At 61.1% G+C, this 21,207-nt stretch carries 17 protein-coding genes; 6 read left to right on the top strand and 11 right to left on the bottom strand.

What is annotated here, in order from left to right:
- Positions 1 to 48: 48 nt before the first annotated feature.
- The 6 genes from H043_RS0104240 to mreB form a co-directional block, all read right to left on the bottom strand.
- Positions 49 to 3,852 carry a YhdP family protein gene (locus H043_RS0104240; RefSeq protein WP_027610836.1) on the bottom strand — a complete coding sequence of 1,268 codons (3,804 nt, stop codon included), beginning with the start codon at positions 3,850 to 3,852 and terminating at the stop codon, positions 49 to 51.
- 75 nt (positions 3,853 to 3,927) lie between these two features.
- The gene (gene rng / locus H043_RS0104235) at positions 3,928 to 5,385 is read right to left on the bottom strand and encodes a ribonuclease G (RefSeq protein ID WP_007961585.1); all 1,458 of its coding nucleotides are present in this window, start codon (positions 5,383 to 5,385) and stop codon (positions 3,928 to 3,930) included.
- A gap of 58 nt (positions 5,386 to 5,443) precedes the next feature.
- A complete protein-coding gene (locus H043_RS0104230; RefSeq protein WP_027610835.1) occupies positions 5,444 to 6,040 on the bottom strand; it encodes a nucleoside triphosphate pyrophosphatase in 597 nt (198 codons plus the stop codon).
- A gap of 44 nt (positions 6,041 to 6,084) precedes the next feature.
- On the bottom strand, positions 6,085 to 6,576 hold the full coding sequence (gene mreD / locus H043_RS0104225; protein WP_007961576.1) for a rod shape-determining protein MreD: 492 nt from the start codon (positions 6,574 to 6,576) through the stop codon (positions 6,085 to 6,087).
- Positions 6,576 to 7,688 carry a rod shape-determining protein MreC gene (mreC, locus tag H043_RS0104220; RefSeq protein ID WP_081730183.1) on the bottom strand — a complete coding sequence of 371 codons (1,113 nt, stop codon included), beginning with the start codon at positions 7,686 to 7,688 and terminating at the stop codon, positions 6,576 to 6,578. The genes mreD and mreC overlap by 1 nt, the downstream gene beginning before the upstream one ends.
- A 141-nt stretch (positions 7,689 to 7,829) precedes the next feature.
- Positions 7,830 to 8,867, bottom strand: a complete 1,038-nt coding sequence (gene mreB / locus H043_RS0104215) for a rod shape-determining protein MreB (RefSeq protein WP_002555108.1) — start codon at positions 8,865 to 8,867, stop codon at positions 7,830 to 7,832.
- Between the two features lie 211 nt (positions 8,868 to 9,078).
- Between mreB and gatC the strand changes: the two genes are divergently transcribed.
- From gatC to H043_RS0104185, 6 genes are all read left to right on the top strand, one after another.
- Complete coding sequence (gatC, locus tag H043_RS0104210) at positions 9,079 to 9,366, top strand: Asp-tRNA(Asn)/Glu-tRNA(Gln) amidotransferase subunit GatC (protein WP_003221657.1); 288 nt, start codon at positions 9,079 to 9,081, stop codon at positions 9,364 to 9,366.
- A 16-nt stretch (positions 9,367 to 9,382) separates the two neighbouring features.
- Positions 9,383 to 10,834, top strand: coding sequence for an Asp-tRNA(Asn)/Glu-tRNA(Gln) amidotransferase subunit GatA (gene gatA / locus H043_RS0104205; protein ID WP_027610833.1), 1,452 nt, complete (start codon positions 9,383 to 9,385; stop codon positions 10,832 to 10,834).
- A 10-nt stretch (positions 10,835 to 10,844) separates the two neighbouring features.
- A complete protein-coding gene (gatB, locus tag H043_RS0104200; protein ID WP_007961565.1) occupies positions 10,845 to 12,290 on the top strand; it encodes an Asp-tRNA(Asn)/Glu-tRNA(Gln) amidotransferase subunit GatB in 1,446 nt (481 codons plus the stop codon).
- Between the two features lie 151 nt (positions 12,291 to 12,441).
- The gene (locus H043_RS0104195; RefSeq protein ID WP_007966094.1) at positions 12,442 to 12,816 is read left to right on the top strand and encodes a septal ring lytic transglycosylase RlpA family protein; all 375 of its coding nucleotides are present in this window, start codon (positions 12,442 to 12,444) and stop codon (positions 12,814 to 12,816) included.
- 46 nt (positions 12,817 to 12,862) lie between these two features.
- Positions 12,863 to 13,924 carry a calcium/sodium antiporter gene (locus H043_RS0104190; protein WP_027610832.1) on the top strand — a complete coding sequence of 354 codons (1,062 nt, stop codon included), beginning with the start codon at positions 12,863 to 12,865 and terminating at the stop codon, positions 13,922 to 13,924.
- Positions 13,921 to 14,301, top strand: coding sequence for a carboxymuconolactone decarboxylase family protein (locus H043_RS0104185; RefSeq protein WP_027610831.1), 381 nt, complete (start codon positions 13,921 to 13,923; stop codon positions 14,299 to 14,301). The genes H043_RS0104190 and H043_RS0104185 overlap by 4 nt, the downstream gene beginning before the upstream one ends.
- A 109-nt stretch (positions 14,302 to 14,410) precedes the next feature.
- On the opposite strand, the gene H043_RS0104180 is transcribed toward H043_RS0104185, so the two are convergent.
- The 5 genes from H043_RS0104180 to kdgD all read right to left on the bottom strand — a co-directional run bounded on the left by H043_RS0104180 (position 14,411) and on the right by kdgD (position 21,016).
- Entirely contained in the window at positions 14,411 to 15,352 is a 942-nt protein-coding gene (locus H043_RS0104180) for an AEC family transporter (protein WP_027610830.1), read from the bottom strand.
- Between the two features lie 158 nt (positions 15,353 to 15,510).
- On the bottom strand, positions 15,511 to 17,064 hold the full coding sequence (garD, locus tag H043_RS0104175; RefSeq protein WP_027610829.1) for a galactarate dehydratase: 1,554 nt from the start codon (positions 17,062 to 17,064) through the stop codon (positions 15,511 to 15,513).
- Between the two features lie 11 nt (positions 17,065 to 17,075).
- Complete coding sequence (locus H043_RS0104170; protein ID WP_027610828.1) at positions 17,076 to 18,440, bottom strand: MFS transporter; 1,365 nt, start codon at positions 18,438 to 18,440, stop codon at positions 17,076 to 17,078.
- A 158-nt stretch (positions 18,441 to 18,598) separates the two neighbouring features.
- Complete coding sequence (locus H043_RS0104165) at positions 18,599 to 20,044, bottom strand: aldehyde dehydrogenase family protein (protein WP_027610827.1); 1,446 nt, start codon at positions 20,042 to 20,044, stop codon at positions 18,599 to 18,601.
- A gap of 60 nt (positions 20,045 to 20,104) precedes the next feature.
- Positions 20,105 to 21,016: a 5-dehydro-4-deoxyglucarate dehydratase gene (gene kdgD / locus H043_RS0104160; protein WP_011332448.1), complete on the bottom strand. Its 912-nt coding sequence runs from the start codon at positions 21,014 to 21,016 to the stop codon at positions 20,105 to 20,107.
- Between the last annotated feature and the right edge of the window lie 191 nt (positions 21,017 to 21,207).

Genomic DNA, 21,207 nt, shown 5'->3' with positions numbered 1-21,207 from the left:
GTAACAGGTATGCGGCCATGCTACTCCATAGGCCTGGGATGTGGCTGTTCAAAAAGGCTTGTCGAAGGTGATTTTCGGCTCTTTCCACGGGCCTTTGACGGTGTACTTGACGCTGGCGAAGCGCGCCACGCGGTCGCCGATCAGCTTGTCGATCAGGAACAGCGCCCCGCCGACCGCCGGTGCGCCGACGATCAACGCAGCAATCGGCAGGTTGTTGGTCACCGGCAAGGTCACCAGCAATTTCGCGTCGACCTGATCGCCGACCAGATCCAGCGTACCGTCCAGCTCAAGATTGCTCGAAGGACCGGTCAGACGAATCGGCTCGCGGGTGACATACACGCCGTTATTTGCCACCAACAGGCCCTTGACCCGATCGTAGCTCAAGCCTTTGCCAAACAAGTCGGAGAAGTCCAAACGCAGACGACGGCCGATGGAGTTGAAGTTGAGCAGACCGAACACCCGCAACGCCTGCGCGCCGCCCTCCACTTCAACGAACTGACCTTTATTGAGCGAGGCATCCAGCGTGCCGGAGAAGCGCTTGGTTGCCAGCCATGCCGGCGAGCCCGGCCAGCGGCCATCGACATCCATGTGGAACTCTTCACTGGTCACGCTCGGCGCAAAGCCCCAGCCCTTGAGCACATCGGCAAGGTTTTTGCCGCTGATCCGGCCCTTGAACCAGCTGTTGGTCGAACCCGGCGCCCCTTCCCAGCCGCCATTGCCCTGCAACAGGATGCCCTTGAGGCCCATATCGAGATTGTTCAGGGCAATGCCTTTGGCCGTCGGTCGAACCTTGAGCGACCAGCCGCCCACCAGATCCTGGCCCAGAAACAACTGATTGATGGTGATATCCAGCGCGGGAATCTTCGTCGGGTCGACCGAAACCAGCGGATCAGGCGAATTCTCGTCAGCCTGCACCGTCGGATCCGGCGCCGGCAGACGTACGTATTGCAGATTGACCGCGATCGGCGCGCCCTTGGCATCGGGCAGGCTGGCCGAACCCTTGGCCTGCTGGCTGTCGAGCGCCAGATTCCACGCCCATGGCTTGCGATTGACCTGTACAGCAGCCTGATCCAGCGTGGTGCCGAAGGCGGTGAGCTTGCCCACCTTGAAGTCGGCACTGTTGAGCAATTGTTTGGCACTGCCGCCCGGATCGTTGCCGGCGTATTTGCTGACCAGATCCTGCCACGGCGCGACGTCCAGCTCCGACAGCACCCCGCGAATGCGCAAGCCCTTGGCCTCCGGCAGTACGGCGTCGCCCGTACCGAGGAACAGCTCACCGCGACCATCGGCGATATTGCTCGGCGGCGCGGCGAAGGTGAAGCTCGCCAGTTGATCGTAGTTGACCCAGTAACGCCGCTCCGCACCTTGCAACGTCATGCGGAACACCGTGTCACGACCCTGCTCGGCCGACATGCCGAACGGTGCCGGCAGATCCACTGCCACACCTTTCATGCTGGAGCTGACAGTGAGCTGACTGTCAGTGCCGTCAAGGTTGACCTGCAACTGATACGGAAGGGTCCCGGAAACCGGCAACGGCTGAGTCACGCCCAGCCAGTCAGTGAGCTTCTTGACCTCGACCTGCCCGGAAGCCGCGACCCGAGTCTTGAGCTTGTTCGGGCTGCCATCAGCGAAAATCTGCGCGGTCACCGGCTTGTCGAAGGCCCTGGCGGCGATGTTCTGCCCGCTCAGCCCCTTGGCGCTGTCAAAACGGAAATCGCCCTTGAGCTGGCTCAGTTCCAGCTTCGGCTCGGCCAGTTTCAGGCGCGCATTGGCGGTTTTGAAATCGACGAGGATCTTCGGCAGATCGCCCTTTTCCAGCGGAATGTCGAGTTTGACCTTGCCCTGCAAATCGCCCTCGCCTTCCCAGCCAGCAAAGGTTTCGCCGGTACCGATCGGCGCGGTCTGCAGAATCTTCAAGCCATCGCCCAGCCCGCCGACAAATCCGCCGTCGAGCAACAGATGGGTGGGCTGCCCGGCCGGCACATGGGGAATGTTGACGAAAACGTCGCTGACCTGGGTGTCGAGCAACTGGCCCTTGTCGGCCACGATGCGCACGCCGCTGTCCTCGATGAACACATCGCCGCTGACCTTGCTCACGTGCGGCCAGCCCGGCTGGAACGCCAGCTCGGCGTCATGCACCTTGAAGAACAGGCTGATGCTGCGATCCACGTCCTTGGCGTTTTTGCTCAGCGAACCCTGGTACTGGAAGAAGCCCTGATCCACGGCGCCCTTGAGGATCGCTGTACGCAGCCACTCGTCGAGGGCCGGGCTCAAGACTTCGGGCAGGTATTTGGCGGTGTAGCGACCATCGCCATCGACCAGCCCGACGCGCAGGTCCATGTAGTCTTCCTGGCTATGGTCGAAGTGCAGGCGGATCAGGAAGTCGCCGGCAATTTTGCCCTCTTCGCCCAGCACTTTCAGGTACGGCGCGATCAGGGTGAAACCTTCTTTATCGAGCTTCCAGGTCAGTCGGGCATTGGCCTGGATGTATTGCCATGGCTTGGCGAAGATCGGATCGAGGTGCAGGACGAAATCCTTGCTGTCCAGGCGTAACTCGCCACCGTCGAGGTTGCCGCTGAGGCTGCCACTGACGTTTCGCGCCGCCGGGGCACCGTGATAGGCATCGAAACCGACATTATCGAGGTTGGCCGCAAAGCCGAATTTCGAGCCGTCGGTGGCATTGGGACGAAAATCCAGCAGCACGTTGCGCAGTCCACCCGTCACCTTCAGGTGGTCGACGACCGTAGCGACGTTTTCGGGCAACGGCCCCAGCGCATTGAGCAACGGCGTGATCGGTGTCAGGTCGAGGCGGTCGGCCTGCAAGTGCCACAACTCATCGGTTTTATCGGTGGCCAGCGTCTGCTTGAGCTGCACATGGGATTCCCAGCGGGTCTCGCCGAAGTTCATCGCCAGCGAATCGAGAGTGACAATCGCGCCCTCGTCATCGCGCTGGTAATAGCCGTTGAGCGCCAGATTGCTGATCTTGATCGGCTTGCGCTCGGCATAAGCGCCGGTCACCTGTGGTGCGTTCAAACGGATGGCGGCGCTTTGCAGAGCGCCGTCGTTCCAGTTCACCCACAGCTCGCCGCCCGCTTTGATCTCGGAAAAATTCCACTGTTGAGTCACACGCTCAGGCAGCCACTTCGACCAATCGCTTTGCGGCAGGCTGACATAACCTTCCACCGAACTGTTCGGCAATTGAGAGGGGCGAATCCGTGTACGCAGGCTCATCGCCACTGGTTGCCCATCGGGCAAGGTCAGACGAGCATCGAGACGCTGACGGCTGCTGCCGGTTTTCAGATTCAGTCCGACGTAGGTAAAGGTCATCGGCGCCTGATCCAGTGGCTGCACCGTCACCTGACTGTCGAGCACCGACAGTTGCTGAATCATCTGCGAGCGCTTGAACAATTGCTCGGGATCCAGCGGCTGATCGTTCTGCACCGGCAGGCCTTCCAGCGCCCAGGTGCCGTCCTGTGCTTCCTTGACGCTGATCTTCAGGCCGTTCAATTCCAGGTGGGCGATGCGGACTTCGCGCGCCAGCAGACTGGCCCAGAGGTCAGGCACCACGCGCACCCGATCCAGACGCAAGGCATTGGCGCCGTCACCGACCATCACATCGTGGGCCAGCAGAATCGGCGCGAAACCGCTCCAGTTACCTTCCAGCTCGCCGATCTGCAACGGCATGCCGAGCGCAGCCGTGGCCTTGTCTTCGATATCGGTGCGGTATTCCGCCACCAGTGGCGTCAGTTCCCGACCGAGGCTGACGTACAACGCCATCAACACCAGAACCAACGCGCACAGGCCCAGCCCCCAGCGGGTCAGTGCGGCCAAAATGCGTGTCAGACGCTCCATGTCAGTTGGCTCCCATGGCAAAAAAACTACTGAAAGCTGAGGCCAGCCGTTGTGGATTAAATGTGCTGCAGGGGTTCAGAGCAGCACCACGTCATATTGTTCCTGGGAATACATGGTTTCGACCTGAAAGCGTATGGTGCGGCCGATAAACCCTTCAAGCTCGGCGACGTTACCGGATTCTTCATCGAGCAAACGGTCCACCACTTTCTGGTTCGCCAGCACCCGGTAACCTTCGGCCTGATAGGCGCGGGCTTCGCGCAGAATCTCGCGGAAAATCTCGTAACAGATGGTTTCCGGGGTCTTCAACTTGCCCCGGCCCTGGCAACTGCTGCACGGCTCGCACAGCACTTGTTCAAGACTTTCGCGGGTGCGCTTGCGGGTCATCTGCACCAGGCCCAACTCGGTGATGCCGATGATGTTGGTCTTGGCGTGATCACGTTCGAGCTGTTTTTCCAGGGTGCGCAGCACCTGGCGCTGATGCTCTTCATCTTCCATGTCGATGAAGTCGATGATGATGATCCCGCCCAGATTGCGCAGGCGCATCTGCCGGGCAATCGCGGTGGCGGCTTCGAGGTTGGTCTTGAAGATGGTTTCTTCAAGGTTGCGATGGCCTACAAACGCGCCGGTGTTGACGTCGATGGTGGTCATGGCTTCCGCCGGATCGACCACCAGATAACCACCGGACTTGAGCGGCACTTTGCGCTCGAGGGCTTTCTGGATTTCGTCTTCGACGCCATACAGATCGAAAATCGGCCGCTCGCCCGGATAGTGTTCCAGACGATCGGCGATTTCCGGCATCAGTTCGGCGACGAACTGCGTGGTTTTCTGGAAGGTTTCCCGGGAGTCGATACGGATCTTCTCGATCTTCGGGCTGACCAGATCGCGCAAGGTGCGCAGGGCCAGACCGAGGTCTTCGTAGATCACACTTGGCGCGCCGATGGTCTGGATCTGCGCATTGATCTGATCCCACAGGCGGCGCAGGTAGCGGATGTCCATGAGGATCTCATCGGCCCCGGCACCTTCGGCGGCGGTACGCAGGATGAAGCCACCGGCCTCCTTGATTCCTTCTTTGGCCACACAATCGCTGACCACCTGCTTGAGGCGCTCGCGCTCGGCTTCGTCTTCGATTTTCAGGGAAATGCCGACGTGGGCGGTGCGCGGCATGTACACCAGATAACGCGACGGAATCGACAGCTGCGTGGTCAGGCGCGCGCCCTTGGAACCGATCGGGTCCTTGGTCACCTGTACCACCAGGCTCTGCCCTTCGTGCACCAGCGCGCTGATGCTTTCCACCGCCGGGCCTTCGCGAAGGGAGATTTCCGAGGCGTGGATGAATGCCGCACGATCCAGACCGATGTCGACGAATGCCGCCTGCATGCCCGGCAGCACCCGGACAATCTTGCCCTTATAGATGTTGCCGACGATCCCGCGTTTTTGCGTGCGCTCGACATGGACTTCTTGCAGCACACCGTTTTCGACCACCGCCACGCGCGATTCCATCGGCGTGATGTTGATCAGAATCTCTTCACTCATGGCAGGGTCTCGTTCAGGCATGTTCACGATAATGGCCGCATCTTGATTCGTACGACGCTCATTGCGCGTTCAGGTTTTGCCAACAGGGTATGCCGAAATGGCCCAACAGTTCTGCGGTTTCGCAAACCGGCAGCCCGACCACCGCCGAATAGCTGCCATTGAGCCCGGCGACAAACACCGCGCCGAGGCCCTGAATGCCATAACCGCCGGCCTTGTCCCGGGGTTCGCCACTGGCCCAGTAGGCCGCCGCCTCTTCGCGGCTGATCAGGCGGAACCGCACCAGACTGCGCACCACGCGCGACTCACAGCGCTCGCCTTCGAGCACGGCGATGGCGGTCAGCACTTCATGCTCCTTGCCGGACAACATCATCAGCATGGCGCATGCGTCGGCTTCGTCCACCGGTTTGCCAAGAATTTTGCCGTCCAGCACCACGGCGGTGTCCGCGCCCAGAACGCAAAACGCCGCGTCGGCCGCCAGCGTGCGTCGGCCGGCCTCGGCCTTGCCACGCGCCAGGCGTTCGACATAGGCCGAGGGCGATTCTTCGGGGATCGGGGTTTCATCGATGTCCGCACTGATGGCGGAGAACGGCACGCCGATCTGCGTGAGCAACTCACGCCGACGCGGCGAACCAGAGGCGAGGTAAAGCGGCTTCATCAAGACATCTCCCTTGTCGAGGTGCGGGCACATGCCTGACCGAATCAGTTGATTTTGTAGCGCCGGCGCAATCCACGCAAAGCGAAGCTGACCCAAGGCCAGAGCAAGGCACTGACCAGTGCCGGCAGTACCAGCGCCAGGGTGGGCTGACGATTGCCGGTCAAGGCGCTGAGCCACAGTTGAACCAGTTGAGCGAGGCCGAAGATCACCAGGATCACCAGGCATTGCTGCCACATCGGGAACATCCGCAGACGCTGCTGCAACGACAGCACGAGGAAGGTGATCAGCGTCAGGATCAAGGCATTCTGGCCAAGCAGATCGCCCTGCAGCACGTCTTCGGCCAGCCCCAGGCAGAACGCGGTGACCATGCCGACCGTATGCGGCATGTACAACGCCCAGAAAGTCAGCAGCAAGGCCAGCCAGAGGGGACGCAGGATTTCCATGAACATCGGCAGCGGTGAAACACTGAGCAGGATGCCGACGACAAACGTCAGCCAGACAATCCAGCCGTTACGCGAAGCGGTAGCGCCGACCATTATTCTTGTCTCCCTGTGTTGCCCGGCGCAGTGGCGGGCGGTTTCGCCGCCGGACGCGCAGCAGGCTGGGAAGCTGGCGGCTTGCTTGCCGCCGCTGGCTTGGCCGCAGGTTTGGCCGGCGTGGTGCTGGCCGCAGCAGCGGGCGCTGGAGCGGTCGACGCAGCTGGCGTTGCCGCCGCTGCCGGTGTGTTGACGACTTTCGGCACCGTGGCCGGAAGCATCGGGCCACCGCCCTGCGCATCGAGATTTTCCTGGGCCTGCGCAGCATCGTTGGCGCGCTCTTCGGCGGTGCGGTTGTCACTGAACACCAGCAGCAGATAACGGCTGCGGTTCAACGCAGCGGTTGGCACCGCGCGGACAATCGCGAACGGCTGGCCGGAGTCGTGGATGACTTCCTTGACCGTCGCCACCGGATAACCGGCCGGGAAGCGCTGACCGAGACCGGAGCTGACCAGCAGATCGCCTTCCTTGATGTCAGCGGTATCGGCAACATGCCGCAGTTCCAGACGTTCCGGGTTGCCGGTGCCGCTGGCAATCGCTCGCAGACCGTTACGGTTCACCTGCACAGGAATGCTGTGAGTGGTGTCGGTCAGCAGCAGCACCCGGGAGGTGTACGGCATCAACTCGACCACCTGGCCCATCAGACCGCGTGCATCGAGCACCGGCTGACCGAGCACCACGCCATCGCGCTCACCTTTATTGATGATGATGCGATGGGTGAAGGGATTGGGGTCCATGCCGATCAACTCGGCCACTTCGACCTTTTCGTTGACCAGTGCGGAGGAATTGAGCAACTCGCGCAGCCGCACGTTCTGCTCGGTAAGGGCGGCAAGCTTCTGCATGCGCCCCTGCAACAGCAGGTTCTCGGTCTTGAGTTTTTCGTTTTCGGCGACCAGCTCGGTGCGGCTGCCGAACTGACTGGCGATCCCTTCCCACAGGCGTCCGGGCAGGTCGGTGATCCAGTAGGCGTCCATCAACACCAGCGACGCTTGTTTGCGCGCGGGTTTGAGCAGGTCGAAGCGGGCATCGACCACCATCAGCGCGACCGACAGCACGGCCAGCACCAACAGGCGCACACCCAACGAAGGGCCTTTGGCGAAAAGCGGTTTAATAAGCCGCTCCTCCCAGGCAAATGTTCTGTTTATTCATACGGCATCAAACCGGCCTGGATGAAGACTGACAGAAGATAAACGCCAACAGGCAGCACTGCAAAGTGCTGCCTGTGCGCTCACCCACGTATTGCAAACCGGCGCTTATTCGCTGGAGAGCAGGTCCATGGTGTGCTTGTCCATCATTTCCAATGCACGGCCACCGCCGCGAGCAACACAGGTCAGCGGATCTTCGGCAACAATCACCGGCAGACCGGTTTCCTGAGCCAGCAACTTGTCGAGGTCACGCAGCAGTGCGCCACCGCCGGTCAGCACCAGGCCGCGCTCGGCGATGTCGGAAGCCAGTTCCGGCGGCGATTGCTCCAGGGCGCTTTTCACAGCCTGAACGATAGTGGCCAGGGACTCTTGCAGAGCTTCCAGCACTTCGTTGGAGTTCAGGGTGAATGCACGTGGAACGCCTTCGGCCAGGTTGCGACCGCGAACGTCGACTTCGCGAACTTCGCCGCCCGGGTAGGCCGTACCGATTTCCTGCTTGATGCGCTCGGCAGTCGATTCACCGATCAGGCTGCCGTAGTTGCGGCGCACGTAGGTGATGATCGCTTCGTCGAAGCGGTCGCCGCCCACGCGGACGGATTCGGCGTAGACCACACCGTTCAGGGAGATCAGCGCGATTTCAGTGGTACCACCACCAATATCGACGACCATCGAACCGCGTGCTTCTTCAACCGGCAGGCCGGCACCGATCGCAGCAGCCATCGGCTCTTCAATCAGGAACACTTCACGGGCACCGGCACCGAGGGCCGATTCACGGATGGCCCGACGCTCAACCTGGGTGGATTTGCATGGAACGCAGATCAGCACACGAGGGCTGGGCTGCAGAAAGCTGTTTTCGTGAACCTTGTTGATAAAGTATTGCAGCATCTTTTCGCAGACGCTGAAGTCGGCGATCACGCCGTCCTTCATCGGACGAATGGCAGCAATGTTGCCCGGCGTACGGCCGAGCATGCGCTTGGCTTCGGTGCCGACAGCAACGACACTTTTCTGGTTACCGTGTGTCCGAATGGCCACAACCGATGGCTCATTCAGGACGATACCGCGCTCGCGCACGTAAATAAGGGTGTTGGCAGTGCCCAGGTCAATGGAAAGATCGCTGGAAAACATGCCACGCAGTTTCTTGAACATGGGAAAGGGACCCTAGGCAACGCGTGGGTAAAAAAGTGCGGCAAACTCTAACAACGACAGGGATTTTGGGCAAGGCGCCAATATGTTAAATTGGCCGCTTTTCTGTGCACCAAGCCCCACAATCGCGGCCTTATGACCGTAGAAGTGCGGTAGTGTTCCGACAATCTAACACACGGACGCCGTCCGTTCTGTTTTCCACTGGAGAATCCCGATGGCGCTAGAACGCTCCGACGTGGAAAAAATCGCACATCTGGCCTGCCTTGGCCTGAATGATGCCGATCTTCCGCACATTACTTCCGCCCTCAACAGCATTCTCGGGCTGGTCGACGAAATGCAGGCCGTCGATACCGACGGTATCGAGCCTTTGGCCCACCCGCTGGAAGCCAGTCAGCGCCTGCGCGCCGACGTCGTGACCGAGACCAATCACCGCGAGGCCTATCAGTCCATCGCACCAGCGGTCGAAAACGGCCTGTATCTGGTTCCGAAAGTCATCGACTAAAGGGAAAGAGCCTGCAATGCATCAAATGACTCTGGCCGAGATCGCCCGCGGTCTCGCCGATAAAAAGTTTTCCTCCGAAGAGCTGACCAAAGTCCTGCTGGCGCGTATTACCCAGCTCGATCCGCAGCTCAACAGTTTCATCAGCCTCACCGAAGAGCTGGCACTCGAGCAGGCGAAAGCCGCCGATGCACGCCGGGCCAGCGGTGAGCGCGGCGCCCTGCTCGGTGCGCCGATCGCCCACAAGGACCTGTTCTGCACTCAAGGCATCCGCACCAGCTGCGGTTCGAAGATGCTCGACAACTTCAAGGCCCCGTACGACGCCACCGTGGTCGCGAAACTGGCCGCTGCCGGCGCCGTGACCCTGGGCAAGACCAACATGGACGAATTCGCCATGGGTTCGGCCAACGAGTCGAGCTGGTACGGTGCGGTGAAAAACCCGTGGAATCTGGAACACGTGCCGGGTGGTTCGTCCGGTGGTTCGGCGGCGGCGGTTGCCGCTCGTCTGTTGCCGGCGGCCACGGCCACCGATACCGGTGGTTCGATCCGTCAGCCCGCTGCATTCACCAACCTCACAGGCCTGAAACCGACGTACGGTCGTGTTTCGCGCTGGGGCATGATCGCTTACGCCTCCAGCCTCGATCAGGGTGGCCCGTTGGCGCGTACGGCCGAAGACTGCGCGATTTTGTTGCAAGGTATGGCCGGGTTCGACCAGAACGACTCCACCAGCATCGATGAGCCGGTTCCGGATTACTCCGCCAGCCTCAACACTTCGATGCAGGGCCTGCGCATCGGCGTGCCGAAGGAATACTTCAGCGTCGGTCTCGACCCGCGCATCGCCGAACTGATCCAGAACAGCATCAAAGAGCTGCAGAAGCTCGGTGCCGTGATCAAGGAAATCAGCCTGCCGAACATGCAGCACGCGATTCCTGCGTACTACGTGATCGCGCCAGCCGAGGCCTCCTCGAACCTGTCGCGTTTCGACGGCGTGCGTTTCGGCCATCGCTGCGAGAACCCGGAAAACCTGATCGACCTGTACAAGCGCTCCCGCGGCGAAGGCTTCGGGCCGGAAGTGCAGCGCCGGATCATGGTCGGTGCCTACGCGCTGTCCGCCGGTTACTACGACGCCTACTACCTGAAAGCGCAGAAGATCCGTCGTCTGGTGAAAAACGACTTCATGGCGGCCTTTAATGAAGTCGACATCATCCTCGGCCCGACCACGCCGAACCCGGCCTGGAAGCTCGGCGCGAAGAACAGCGACCCGGTCGCTGCCTATCTGGAAGACGTCTACACCATCACCGCCAACCTCGCGGGCCTGCCGGGCCTGTCGATGCCGGCCGGTTTTGTCGACGGTCTGCCGGTGGGCGTGCAGTTGCTTGCGCCGTATTTCCAGGAAGGCCGTTTGCTCAACGTTGCGCACCAGTATCAGTTGAACACTGACTGGCACACCCGCACCCCAACCGGCTTCTGAGGAGACACACATGCAATGGGAAGTCGTGATCGGGCTGGAGATTCACACTCAGCTCACTACCCGGTCGAAAATCTTTTCCGGTAGTTCCACCCAGTTCGGCTCCGAGCCGAACACCCAGGCCAGCCTGATCGACCTGGGCATGCCCGGCGTATTGCCGGTGCTGAACCAGGAAGCGGTGCGCATGGCGGTGATGTTCGGTCTGGCGATTGACGCCGAGATCGGTCAGCACAACGTGTTCGCCCGCAAGAACTACTTCTACCCGGACCTGCCGAAGGGCTACCAGATCAGCCAGATGGAATTGCCGATCGTCGGCAAGGGCCACCTGGACATCGCGCTGGAAGACGGCACCGTCAAACGTGTCGGCATCACCCGCGCGCACCTGGAAGAAGACGCCGGCAAGAGCCTGCACGAAGAATTCAACGGTGCCACCGGCATCGACCTGAACCGTGCCGGCACGCCGCTGCTGGAAATCGTTTCCGAGCCGGACATGCGCAGCGCCAAGGAAGCCGTGGCGTACGTCAAGGCGATCCATGCGCTGGTGCGTTACCTGGGCATCTGTGACGGCAACATGGCCGAAGGTTCGCTGCGTTGCGACTGCAACGTCTCGGTACGCCCGAAAGGCCAGGTCGAGTTCGGTACCCGCTGCGAGATCAAGAACGTCAACTCGTTCCGCTTCATCGAGAAGGCGATCAACTCCGAGATCCAGCGGCAGATCGAGCTGATCGAAGACGGCGGCAAAGTGATCCAGCAGACCCGTCTGTACGATCCGAACAAGGACGAGACCCGTCCGATGCGCTCCAAAGAGGAAGCCAACGACTATCGTTACTTCCCCGACCCGGACCTGCTGCCAGTAGTCATCGAAGAGTCGTTCCTCGGCGAGGTGCGCGCCACCCTGCCGGAACTGCCACCGCAAAAACGCGAGCGCTTCCAGAGCCAGTTCGGTCTGTCGGCCTACGACGCCAACGTGCTGGCCACCAGCCGTGAGCAAGCGGACTACTTCGAGAAGGTCGCAGCCATCGGCGGCGACGCCAAACTGGCGGCGAACTGGGTGATGGTCGAGTTGGGCAGCCTGCTCAACAAGCAAGGCCTGGACATCGACGAATCGCCGGTTTCCGCTGAACTGTTGGGCGGCATGCTGCAGCGCATCAAGGACAACACCATCTCCGGCAAGATCGCCAAAGTGGTGTTCGAAGCGATGGCCAACGGCGAAGGCACGGCGGACGAGATCATCGACAAGCGCGGTCTGAAGCAAGTGACCGACAGCGGCGCGATCTCCGCGGTGCTGGACGAAATGCTCGCGGCCAACGCCGAGCAGGTCGAACAATACCGTGCGGCAGACGAAGCCAAACGCGGCAAGATGTTCGGCTTCTTCGTCGGTCAGGCCATGAAGGCTTCGAAAGGCAAAGCCAACCCGCAGCAAGTGAACGAACTGCTGAAAAGCAAGCTCGAAGGCTGATCCAAATGGGGCCAGACCTGAAGCCTGGCTCCATCCCCTGTGGGAACAATCCATGGCTGAAGGGGGTTTGTGGTGAGGGGATTTATCCCCTCACCACAGAAGCTGATCTTCACATTGGGTTGTTTCCACATTTGTTTTGTGGAGCCTTTGAATGAAACGTCTGCTCGGCGCCTGCGCCCTGCTCTCCTTGCTCGCCGGTTGCGCCAGCAACGACATCATCGACCCGCACGGGTACGACCAGACCGGCGTCGCCTCCTATTACGGTGCCAAGCACCACGGTAAACGCACCGCCAGTGGCGAGCCGTTCAACCAGCATTCCCTGACCGCCGCCCACCGCCAATTGCCATTCGGCACCCGGGTGAAGGTCACCAACCTGAAAAACGACAAATCCTGCGTTGTGCGCATCAACGATCGTGGCCCGCACACCCGTGGCCGCTTGATCGATGTCTCGCGTGAAGCCGCCGAACGCCTCGGCATGCTCGGTAGCGGCACCGCACGGGTGCGCATACAGGCCCTCGACGACTGATGGAGCGCTGACCATTTTTGCTCTAGCCGACCTACCACTGATCAAGGTGATCGAGCTGCTCAGCGGCCTGATCCTGCTGATCCTCGGCGCCGAACTGATGGTGCGCGCCGCGGTGCGTCTCGCCGCGCGCCTGCATGTGCGACCGCTGATCATCGGCCTGACCATCGTCGCCCTCGGCAGCAGCGCCCCACAGATGGCGGTCAGCTTGCAAGCGACCCTGGCGCACAACCCCGACATTGCCGTCGGCAGCGTGATCGGCAGCAGCATCTTCAACATCCTCGTGACCCTTGGTCTGTCGGCGCTGATCATTCCGCTGCGAGTCTCGCGGCAACTGGTGCGCCTGGACATTCCGCTGATGATCGGCGCCAGCCTGCTGGTGTTCGTCCTCGCTTGGAATGAACAGATCGGCCGCTTCGACGGCGTGCTGTTGCTCGCGGCACTGGCGCTGTACCTGGGCTTGCTGCTGCGCCAGTCGCGGCACTCGGCGCGCCCGCATTCGGAATTGCCGCAAGCCCCGCAGGCACCGTGGTTCAGCAGTCTGCTGATGATCGTTGTCGGCCTGGCGCTGTTGGTGTTCGCCGGGCATTTGCTGCTCGGCGCAGCGGTGGCGGTGGCGACCGATCTGGGCTTCTCCGAACGGGTGATCGGTCTGACGGTGGTTGCGGTCGGCACCTCGTTGCCGGAACTCGCCACCTCGCTGATCGCGGCATTGCGCGGACAACGCGATATCGCCGTGGGCAACGTGATTGGCGCCAACCTGTTCAACCTGCTCGGGGTGCTCGGGGTCACTGCGTTGATTGCGCCGACGCCGTTGTCGGTCTCGCCGAACGCGCTGGATTTCGACTTGCCGGTGATGCTCGGCGTCGCCGCGCTGTGCCTGCCGGTGTTCTATTCCGGCTACCGCGTGACCCGCGCCGAAGGTTTGTTGTTGCTCGGTTTGTACGCGGCTTACGGGCTGCACGTGGTGTCGTTCACCACCGGCATGCCGCTGGCCGGCAAACTGGAAAAACTGATGCTGTTCTACGTGCTGCCGACGCTGCTGGCGTTTCTGTTGTTCACGTCCGTACGCGCCTGGCGCCGCCAACACCACAAGAGGGATGTGCCATGACCGATTCGCAGAAAACCGGGGTTGAGATCCGCCGTCAGGTAATGGGCGATGCGTTCGTTGATCGCGCGCTGGGCAACGCCACCGAATTCACTCAGCCGTTGCAGGATTTCGTCAATGAACACGCCTGGGGCGGCGTGTGGAATCGCGAAGGTCTGCCGCTGAAAACCCGCAGCCTGATTACCCTTGCAGCGCTGACCGCATTGAAGTGCCCGCAGGAATTGAAGGGCCACGTGCGCGGTGCGCTGAACAACGGCTGCACGGTCGAAGAGATTCGCGAGGCGCTGCTGCATTGCGCGGTGTACGCCGGGGTGCCGGCGGCGATTGATGCGTTTCGTGCGGCGCAGGAAGTGATCGATACCTATCAGAAACCTGAATGATCGAACTGACGCCTTCGCGAGCAAGCCCGCTCCCACATTGGGAATGCATTTCCCTGTGAGAGCGAGCCTGCTCGCGAAGAGGCCCTGTCAGCCACTGAAGATCTGTCAGTCAGATCCACCCACCCCACTGCAACAGAAAGATCCCGATATTGGTGGTCACCGCCGCCATCAGCGTGGTCAGCACAATGATCGCCGCTGCCAGCTCATGATTGCCCTGCGCCGCCCGGGCCATGACGAAACTGGCCGCCGCCGTCGGGCTGCCGAAGTACAGAAACAGAATCCCCAGCTCTGCGCCACGAAAGCCCCACAACCACGCCCCCAGCGTCGCCAGCACCGGCAGGCCGATCATCTTCACCAGACTCGAACTCAGCGCCATGCTGCCGCTCTTGCGCAGCGCCGCCAGTGACAGCGTGCCACCAATGCAGATCAGCGCCAGCGGCAAAGTGGTTTGCGCCAGATACTGGCCGGAGGCTTCCAGCCAGCCCGGCAGGCTGATCTGGAAATAGGCGAACGGCGCGGCGGCAATCACGCTGATGATCAGCGGGTTGCTGAACACGCTTTTGCAAATGCTCCACGGATCGGACTTGATCACCGGGCTGTACACCGCGAGCACGATGGTCGACAGCGTGTTGTAAAACAGGATCACCAGCGCCGCGAGAATCGCCCCGAGGGAAATCCCGTAGTCGCCGTACATGCTCGCCGCCAGCGCCAGACCGATCACCCCGTTGTTGCCGCGAAACGCACCCTGGGTGTAGATGCCGCGATCCTCACGCGGGCACTTGATGATCGCCCAGCCCCAGGCCAGGGCAAAACTCACCAGCGTCGCGATCGCAAAATAGATCAGCAGCGCCGGTTGCAGTGCGGCGTGCAGATCCGCATGCAGAATCCCGAGAAACAGCAGCGCCGGCATGCTGACGTTGAACACCAGCGCCGAGGCGGTGTGGATGAAGTTGTCGTTGATCCAGTCGATGCGCTTGAGCAACACCCCGAGGAACAGCATGGCGAACACCGGCGCGGTGATGTTCAGGGTTTCGAGGAAGATTGCCAGCATGCCGGGGGAGCCTTTGGGTGAGCGTCGTCAGGGCTTAATGATAAGCCACCCGATCCTTTGGCGTCTGTTGGATCGCTTTCGCGAGCAGGCTCGCTCCCACAGGGGAATGCATTTCAAATGTGGGAGCGAGCCTGCTCGCGAAGAACGATGACGCGGTATCAGGTAATCGGCGCCGGATTGAACAGGGTAATGTCGTTATGCAGCTTGTGCTTCTCCGCCCAGGTCTGCTGCTTGCCGCTCGCCACATCCAGGTAGTAGTGGAACAACTCCCAGCCCAATTCCTCGATGGTCGCGCGCCCGGTGGCAATCCGACCGGCATCGATGTCGATCAGGTCCGGCCAGCGCTGCGCCAGCTCGGTGCGGGTCGAAACCTTGACCACCGGCGCCATGGCCAAGCCATACGGCGTGCCCCGCCCGGTGGTGAACACATGCAGGTTCATTCCCGCTGCCAACTGCAAGGTGCCGCAGACAAAATCGCTCGCCGGCGTGGCGCAGAAAATCAAACCCTTCTGCTTGAAACGCTCGCCCGGGCCGAGCACGCCGTTGATCGCGCTGCTGCCGGATTTGACGATCGAACCCAGCGACTTCTCGACAATGTTCGACAACCCGCCCTTCTTGTTGCCCGGCGTGGTGTTGGCACTGCGATCCGCTTCACCTTTGGCCAGATAACGGTCGTACCAATCCATCTCGCGCACCAGTTCCTGCGCCACGGTCTTGGTTTCGGCACGGGAAGTCAGCAGATAAATCGCATCGCGTACTTCGGTGACTTCGGAAAACATCACCGTCGCCCCTGCGCGCAGCAGCAAGTCCGAGGCATAACCCAGCGCCGGGTTGGCGGTAATGCCGGAGAACGCATCGCTGCCGCCGCACTGCATACCGAGGATCAGCTCGGAGGCCGGCACGGTTTCGCGGCGGCGCTGGTCGAGCTTCTTCAAACGGACTTCGGCCAGCGCCATGATCTGCTCAATCATCTCGGTGAAACCGTGACTGGAATCCTGCAGGCGATACAGCCATGGCTCGCTGAGATCGACCGAGGCATCGTCCTCGTGCATCACCTGCCCGGCCTGCAATTTCTCGCAGCCTAGGCTGATCACCAGCGCTTCGCCACCGAGGTTCGGGTTACGCGCCAGATTGCGAACGGTGCGGATCGGTATATAGGCGTCAGTGGCGGTTATCGCCACGCCGCAGCCGTAACTGTGGGTCAGCGCCACCACGTCATCGACGTGCGGATACTTCGGCAGCAACTCGTCCTTGATGCGTTTCACCGCGTGATCGAGCACGCCAGTCACGCACTGCACTGTGGTGGTGATCCCGAGAATATTGCGCGTACCGACGGTGCCGTCGGCGTTGCGATAACCCTCGAACGTGAAGCCTTCCAGCGGGGCCTGTGCGGCAGGCACCTCGGTGGACAGCGGCAGGCTGTCCAGCGGCGGCGCGGTCGGCATGCGCAGTTGATCTTCCTTGACCCAGCTGCCACGCGGGATCGGCTGCAACGCGTAGCCGATGGTCTGGCCGTAGCGAATCACCTGGCCGCCCTCGGGAATGTCCTCGAGGGTGACCTTGTGGCTCTGCGGCACAAAGTCCACGGTCACCAGACCGTCCGGGAACTCGGTGCCGGCCGGTACGCCCTGGTCGTTGACCACAATCACTACGTTGTCCCGCTCGTGCAGGCGGATGTAGCGCGGCGAGTCGGAATGTTCAATCAACTGCATGACGCCGCTCCTCAGGAATGCGCTTGAGACAATTTGCCGGTGATTTCAGAACCACCGTTGGTTGGCGGCTCTTTGAGCACCACACGTTTGATCGGACCGACGATCACCAGGTAGCTGAACACCGCAACCAGTGCGTTGGCACCGACAAACACCAGCGCCCACTTGAACGAACCGGTGGAGCTGATGATGTAGCCAATCACGATCGGCGTAGTAATCGAGGCGATGTTGCCGAAGGTATTGAACAGGCCACCGCTCAGACCGGCGATCTGTTTTGGCGAAGTGTCGGACACCACTGCCCAACCTAGCGCGCCCACGCCTTTGCCGAAGAATGCCAAAGCCATGAAGCCAACCACCATCCACTCCACATCAACATAGTTGCAAGCGACGATGCTGCTGGACACCAGCAGACCGGCGATGATCGGTGCCTTGCGCGCGAAGGTCAGCGAATGCCCTTTGCGCAGCAAGTAATCGGAAATCACCCCGCCAAGCACGCCACCAATGAAACCGCAGATCGCCGGTAACGAGGCGATAAAACCGGCCTTGAGGATGGTCATGCCACGCTCCTGCACCAGGTACACCGGGAACCAGGTCAGGAAGAAATAGGTGATGCCGTTGATGCAGTACTGACCCAGATATACACCGAGCATCATGCGGTTGGTCAGCAACTGACGGATGTAATCCCACTTCGGACCGTCGGATTTTTTGCCTTGCTTGACGTCCATGTCGACCATGCCGCCGTTGTCGGCGATGAACTGCACTTCGGCTTCGTTGGCCAGCGGATGTTGACGCGGGCTGTGGATAACCTTGAGCCAGACCAGCGAGAAGATGATACCGAGGATGCCCATGACGATGAACACGTGCTCCCAGCCGAAGCGATACACGATCCAGCCCATCAGCGGTGCAAACAGCACGGTGGCGAAATATTGCGCCGAGTTGAAGATCGCCGAGGCGGTACCGCGTTCTGCAGTCGGGAACCAGGCCGCGACAATGCGCGCGTTGCCGGGAAAGGATGGCGCCTCGGCCAGGCCCACCAGAAAGCGCAGCATGAACAGCGCAACGATCGCCGTGGACATGCCGAATTCACCGACAAAGCCTTGCAGCACGGTGAACAGCGACCAGGTGAAAATGCTCAGGGCATAGACTTTTTTCGAGCCGAAGCGATCGAGCAGCCAGCCACCGGGAATCTGCCCGGCGACGTAGGCCCAACCGAAAGCGGAGAAAATATAACCGAGGGTGACCGCGTCGATGCCGAGGTCTTTTTGCAGGCTGGAACCGGCGATGGCGATGGTCGCGCGGTCGGCGTAGTTGATCGTGGTCACCAGAAACAGCATGAGCAGGATCAAATAGCGGACGTGAGTCGGCTTGGACGATTGCATGTAGATGTACTCCCACTGATTATTTTTATGCGCGGGTGAATCTTCTTTGGTGTTGCTTTTGTGGGAGCTGGCTTGCCAGCGATGGCATCACCGCGGTACGAGGGCATATCGCGTCGTCCGCATCGCTGGCAAGCCAGCTCCCACAGGTATTGCGTGTATCAGGAACCGATGTAGGCGGTTTTCACCACGGTGTAGAACTCTTGCGCATAGCGCCCTTGCTCACGTGAGCCATAGGATGAACCCTTACGGCCACCGAACGGAACGTGATAATCGACACCGGCGGTCGGCAGGTTGACCATCACCATCCCGGCCTGCGAATGGCGCTTGAAGTGGTTGGCGTACTTCAGCGACGTGGTGGCAATACCGGCCGACAGACCGAACTCGGTGTCGTTGGCCATCGCCAGCGCCGCCTCGTAATCGGCCACGCGAACGACGTTGGCCACCGGGCCGAAGATCTCTTCACGGCTGATGCGCATCGACGCTTCGCTGTCGGCAAACAGCGTTGGCGCGAGGAAGTAGCCTTCGGTGTCGCAGGTCACCAGACCACCGCCGCTGACCAGACGTGCACCTTCGGACTGGCCGATGTCGATGTACTTCATGTCCTGTTCAAGCTGCGCCTGGGAAACCACCGGACCGATATCGGTGCCGGATTTCAGCGCGTGGCCGACCTTGATCGACTGCATGCGCTCGGCCATGGCCTCGACGAATTTGTCGTGAATCCCGGCGGTGACGATCAGGCGGCTCGACGCCGTGCAACGCTGGCCGGTGGAATAGAACGCGCTCTGCACCGAGAGCTCGACCGCTTGTTTGAGGTCGGCGTCGTCGAGAATGATCTGCGGGTTCTTGCCGCCCATTTCCAGTTGCACCTTGGCCTGGCGCGACACGCAATTAACAGCGATCTGCCGACCCACGCCCACCGAACCGGTGAAGCTGATGCCATCGACTTTCGGGCTGTTGACCAGTGCTTCGCCGACCACCCGACCGCTGCCCATCACCAGGTTGAACACACCAGCCGGGAAGCCTGCGCGGGAGATGATTTCCGCCAGCGCCCAGGCACAACCCGGCACCAGATCCGCCGGTTTCAGCACCACGCAGTTGCCGTAGGCCAGCGCCGGAGCAATCTTCCATGCCGGGATGGCAATCGGGAAGTTCCACGGGGTGATCAGGCCGACCACGCCAAGGGCCTCGCGGGTCACTTCGACATTGACGCCCGGGCGCACCGACGGCACGTAGTCGCCGGACAGACGCAGGCATTCACCGGCGAAAAACTTGAAGATGTTGCCGGCGCGGGTCACTTCGCCGATGGCTTCGGGCAGGGTCTTGCCCTCTTCCCGGGCCAGCAGGGTGCCGAGTTCTTCGCGACGGGCGAGGATTTCCGTGCCGACTTTATCCAGAGCATCGTGACGGGCCTGAATGCCCGAAGTCGACCACGCCGGGAACGCGGCGCGGGCCGCATCAATGGCGGCGTTAACCTGAGTCAGGTCAGCCTTGGCGTAGTCGCCGATGGTGTCGCTCAACTCGGACGGGTTGATGTTGGCCGAGTAATCGGCACCGGCAACCCATTCACCGTTGATGTAGTTGTCGTAACGCTTGGAATCAGCCACAGAAAATTCTCCTCTCTACGCAAAAGCCGCTGATTGCTCAGCGGCCTTGTGGGTCGGTGTTTATTGCGCGCCTTGCTTGTCGATCAGCGCAGCGAGCATTTCGTACTCTTCGCCGGTCAGGTCGGTCAGCGGCGCCCGCACCGGGCCTGCGTCATAGCCGGCGATCTTGGCGCCTGCCTTGACGATGCTCACGGCATAACCGGCTTTGCGGTTGCGGATGTCGAGGTACGGCAGGAAGAAGTCGTCGATGATCTTGCCGACGGTGGCGTGATCTTCGCGAGCAATCGCGTGGTAGAAATCCATCGCGGTTTTCGGGATGAAGTTGAACACCGCCGAGGAGTAAACCGGGACGCCCAGCGCCTTGTAGGCAGCGGCGTAGACTTCAGCGGTCGGCAAGCCACCGAGGTAGCTGAAGCGATCACCGAGGCGGCGACGGATCGACACCATCAACTCGATATCGCCCAGACCGTCCTTGTAGCCGATCAGGTTCGGGCAGCGCTCGGCCAGACGTTCCAGCAGTGGCGCGGTCAGGCGGCAGACGTTGCGGTTGTAGACCACCACACCGATGTTCACCGATTTGCACACCGCTTCAACGTGGGCGGCGACGCCGTCCTGGCTGGCTTCGGTCAGGTAATGCGGCAGCAGCAACAGACCTTTGGCGCCCAGACGCTCGGCTTCCTGGGCGTACTCGATGGCTTGGCGGGTCGAGCCGCCGACACCGGCCAGAATCGGCACGCTGCTGGCGCAGGTATCGACCGCGGTCTTGATGATTTCCGAGTATTCGCTGGCTGCCAGGGAGAAGAACTCACCGGTGCCGCCGGCGGCGAACAGTGCCGACGCGCCGTACGGGGCCAGCCATTCCAGACGTTTGATGTAGCCAGCGCGGTTGAAATCGCCCTGGGCATTGAAATCGGTGACCGGGAACGACAGCAGACCGGCGGAGAGGATGGACTTCAGTTCTTGTGGATTCATTTTTCGAACACCCTGGGTAGCAACATTTTTTTGTGAGTTTTATGGTTCAGCCAGCGCTGAAGTTGTAGGTCATCGTACAACTTAAAAGATAACCGTCAACTGCATTTCATCGTCGCTTCACTCTTTTTGTCGGACAAGATTCGTTCTTGACGTAGGAAAAATCTGGGCTAGGATCGATTTAACTGTATATC

It is taken from the genome of Pseudomonas sp. URIL14HWK12:I6, assembly GCF_000514195.1.
Taxonomy (GTDB): Bacteria; Pseudomonadota; Gammaproteobacteria; order Pseudomonadales; family Pseudomonadaceae; genus Aquipseudomonas; species Aquipseudomonas putida_A.
Note: the sequence above shows the minus strand (reverse complement) of the source record. Positions and strands in the feature narration are given on the sequence as shown.

Bases quoted from the DNA above. Each gene is read 5' to 3' on its own strand.
- H043_RS0104240 (WP_027610836.1), bottom strand. From the start codon at position 3,852: ATGGAGCGTCTGACACGCATTTTGGCCGCACTGACCCGCTGGGGGCTG.
- rng (WP_007961585.1), bottom strand. From the start codon at position 5,385: ATGAGTGAAGAGATTCTGATCAACATCACGCCGATGGAATCGCGCGTG.
- H043_RS0104230 (WP_027610835.1), bottom strand. From the start codon at position 6,040: ATGAAGCCGCTTTACCTCGCCTCTGGTTCGCCGCGTCGGCGTGAGTTG.
- mreD (WP_007961576.1), bottom strand. From the start codon at position 6,576: ATGGTCGGCGCTACCGCTTCGCGTAACGGCTGGATTGTCTGGCTGACG.
- mreB (WP_002555108.1), bottom strand. From the start codon at position 8,867: ATGTTCAAGAAACTGCGTGGCATGTTTTCCAGCGATCTTTCCATTGAC.
- gatC (WP_003221657.1), top strand. From the start codon at position 9,079: ATGGCGCTAGAACGCTCCGACGTGGAAAAAATCGCACATCTGGCCTGC.
- gatA (WP_027610833.1), top strand. From the start codon at position 9,383: ATGCATCAAATGACTCTGGCCGAGATCGCCCGCGGTCTCGCCGATAAA.
- gatB (WP_007961565.1), top strand. From the start codon at position 10,845: ATGCAATGGGAAGTCGTGATCGGGCTGGAGATTCACACTCAGCTCACT.
- H043_RS0104195 (WP_007966094.1), top strand. From the start codon at position 12,442: ATGAAACGTCTGCTCGGCGCCTGCGCCCTGCTCTCCTTGCTCGCCGGT.
- H043_RS0104185 (WP_027610831.1), top strand. From the start codon at position 13,921: ATGACCGATTCGCAGAAAACCGGGGTTGAGATCCGCCGTCAGGTAATG.
- H043_RS0104180 (WP_027610830.1), bottom strand. From the start codon at position 15,352: ATGCTGGCAATCTTCCTCGAAACCCTGAACATCACCGCGCCGGTGTTC.
- garD (WP_027610829.1), bottom strand. From the start codon at position 17,064: ATGCAGTTGATTGAACATTCCGACTCGCCGCGCTACATCCGCCTGCAC.
- H043_RS0104170 (WP_027610828.1), bottom strand. From the start codon at position 18,440: ATGCAATCGTCCAAGCCGACTCACGTCCGCTATTTGATCCTGCTCATG.
- kdgD (WP_011332448.1), bottom strand. From the start codon at position 21,016: ATGAATCCACAAGAACTGAAGTCCATCCTCTCCGCCGGTCTGCTGTCG.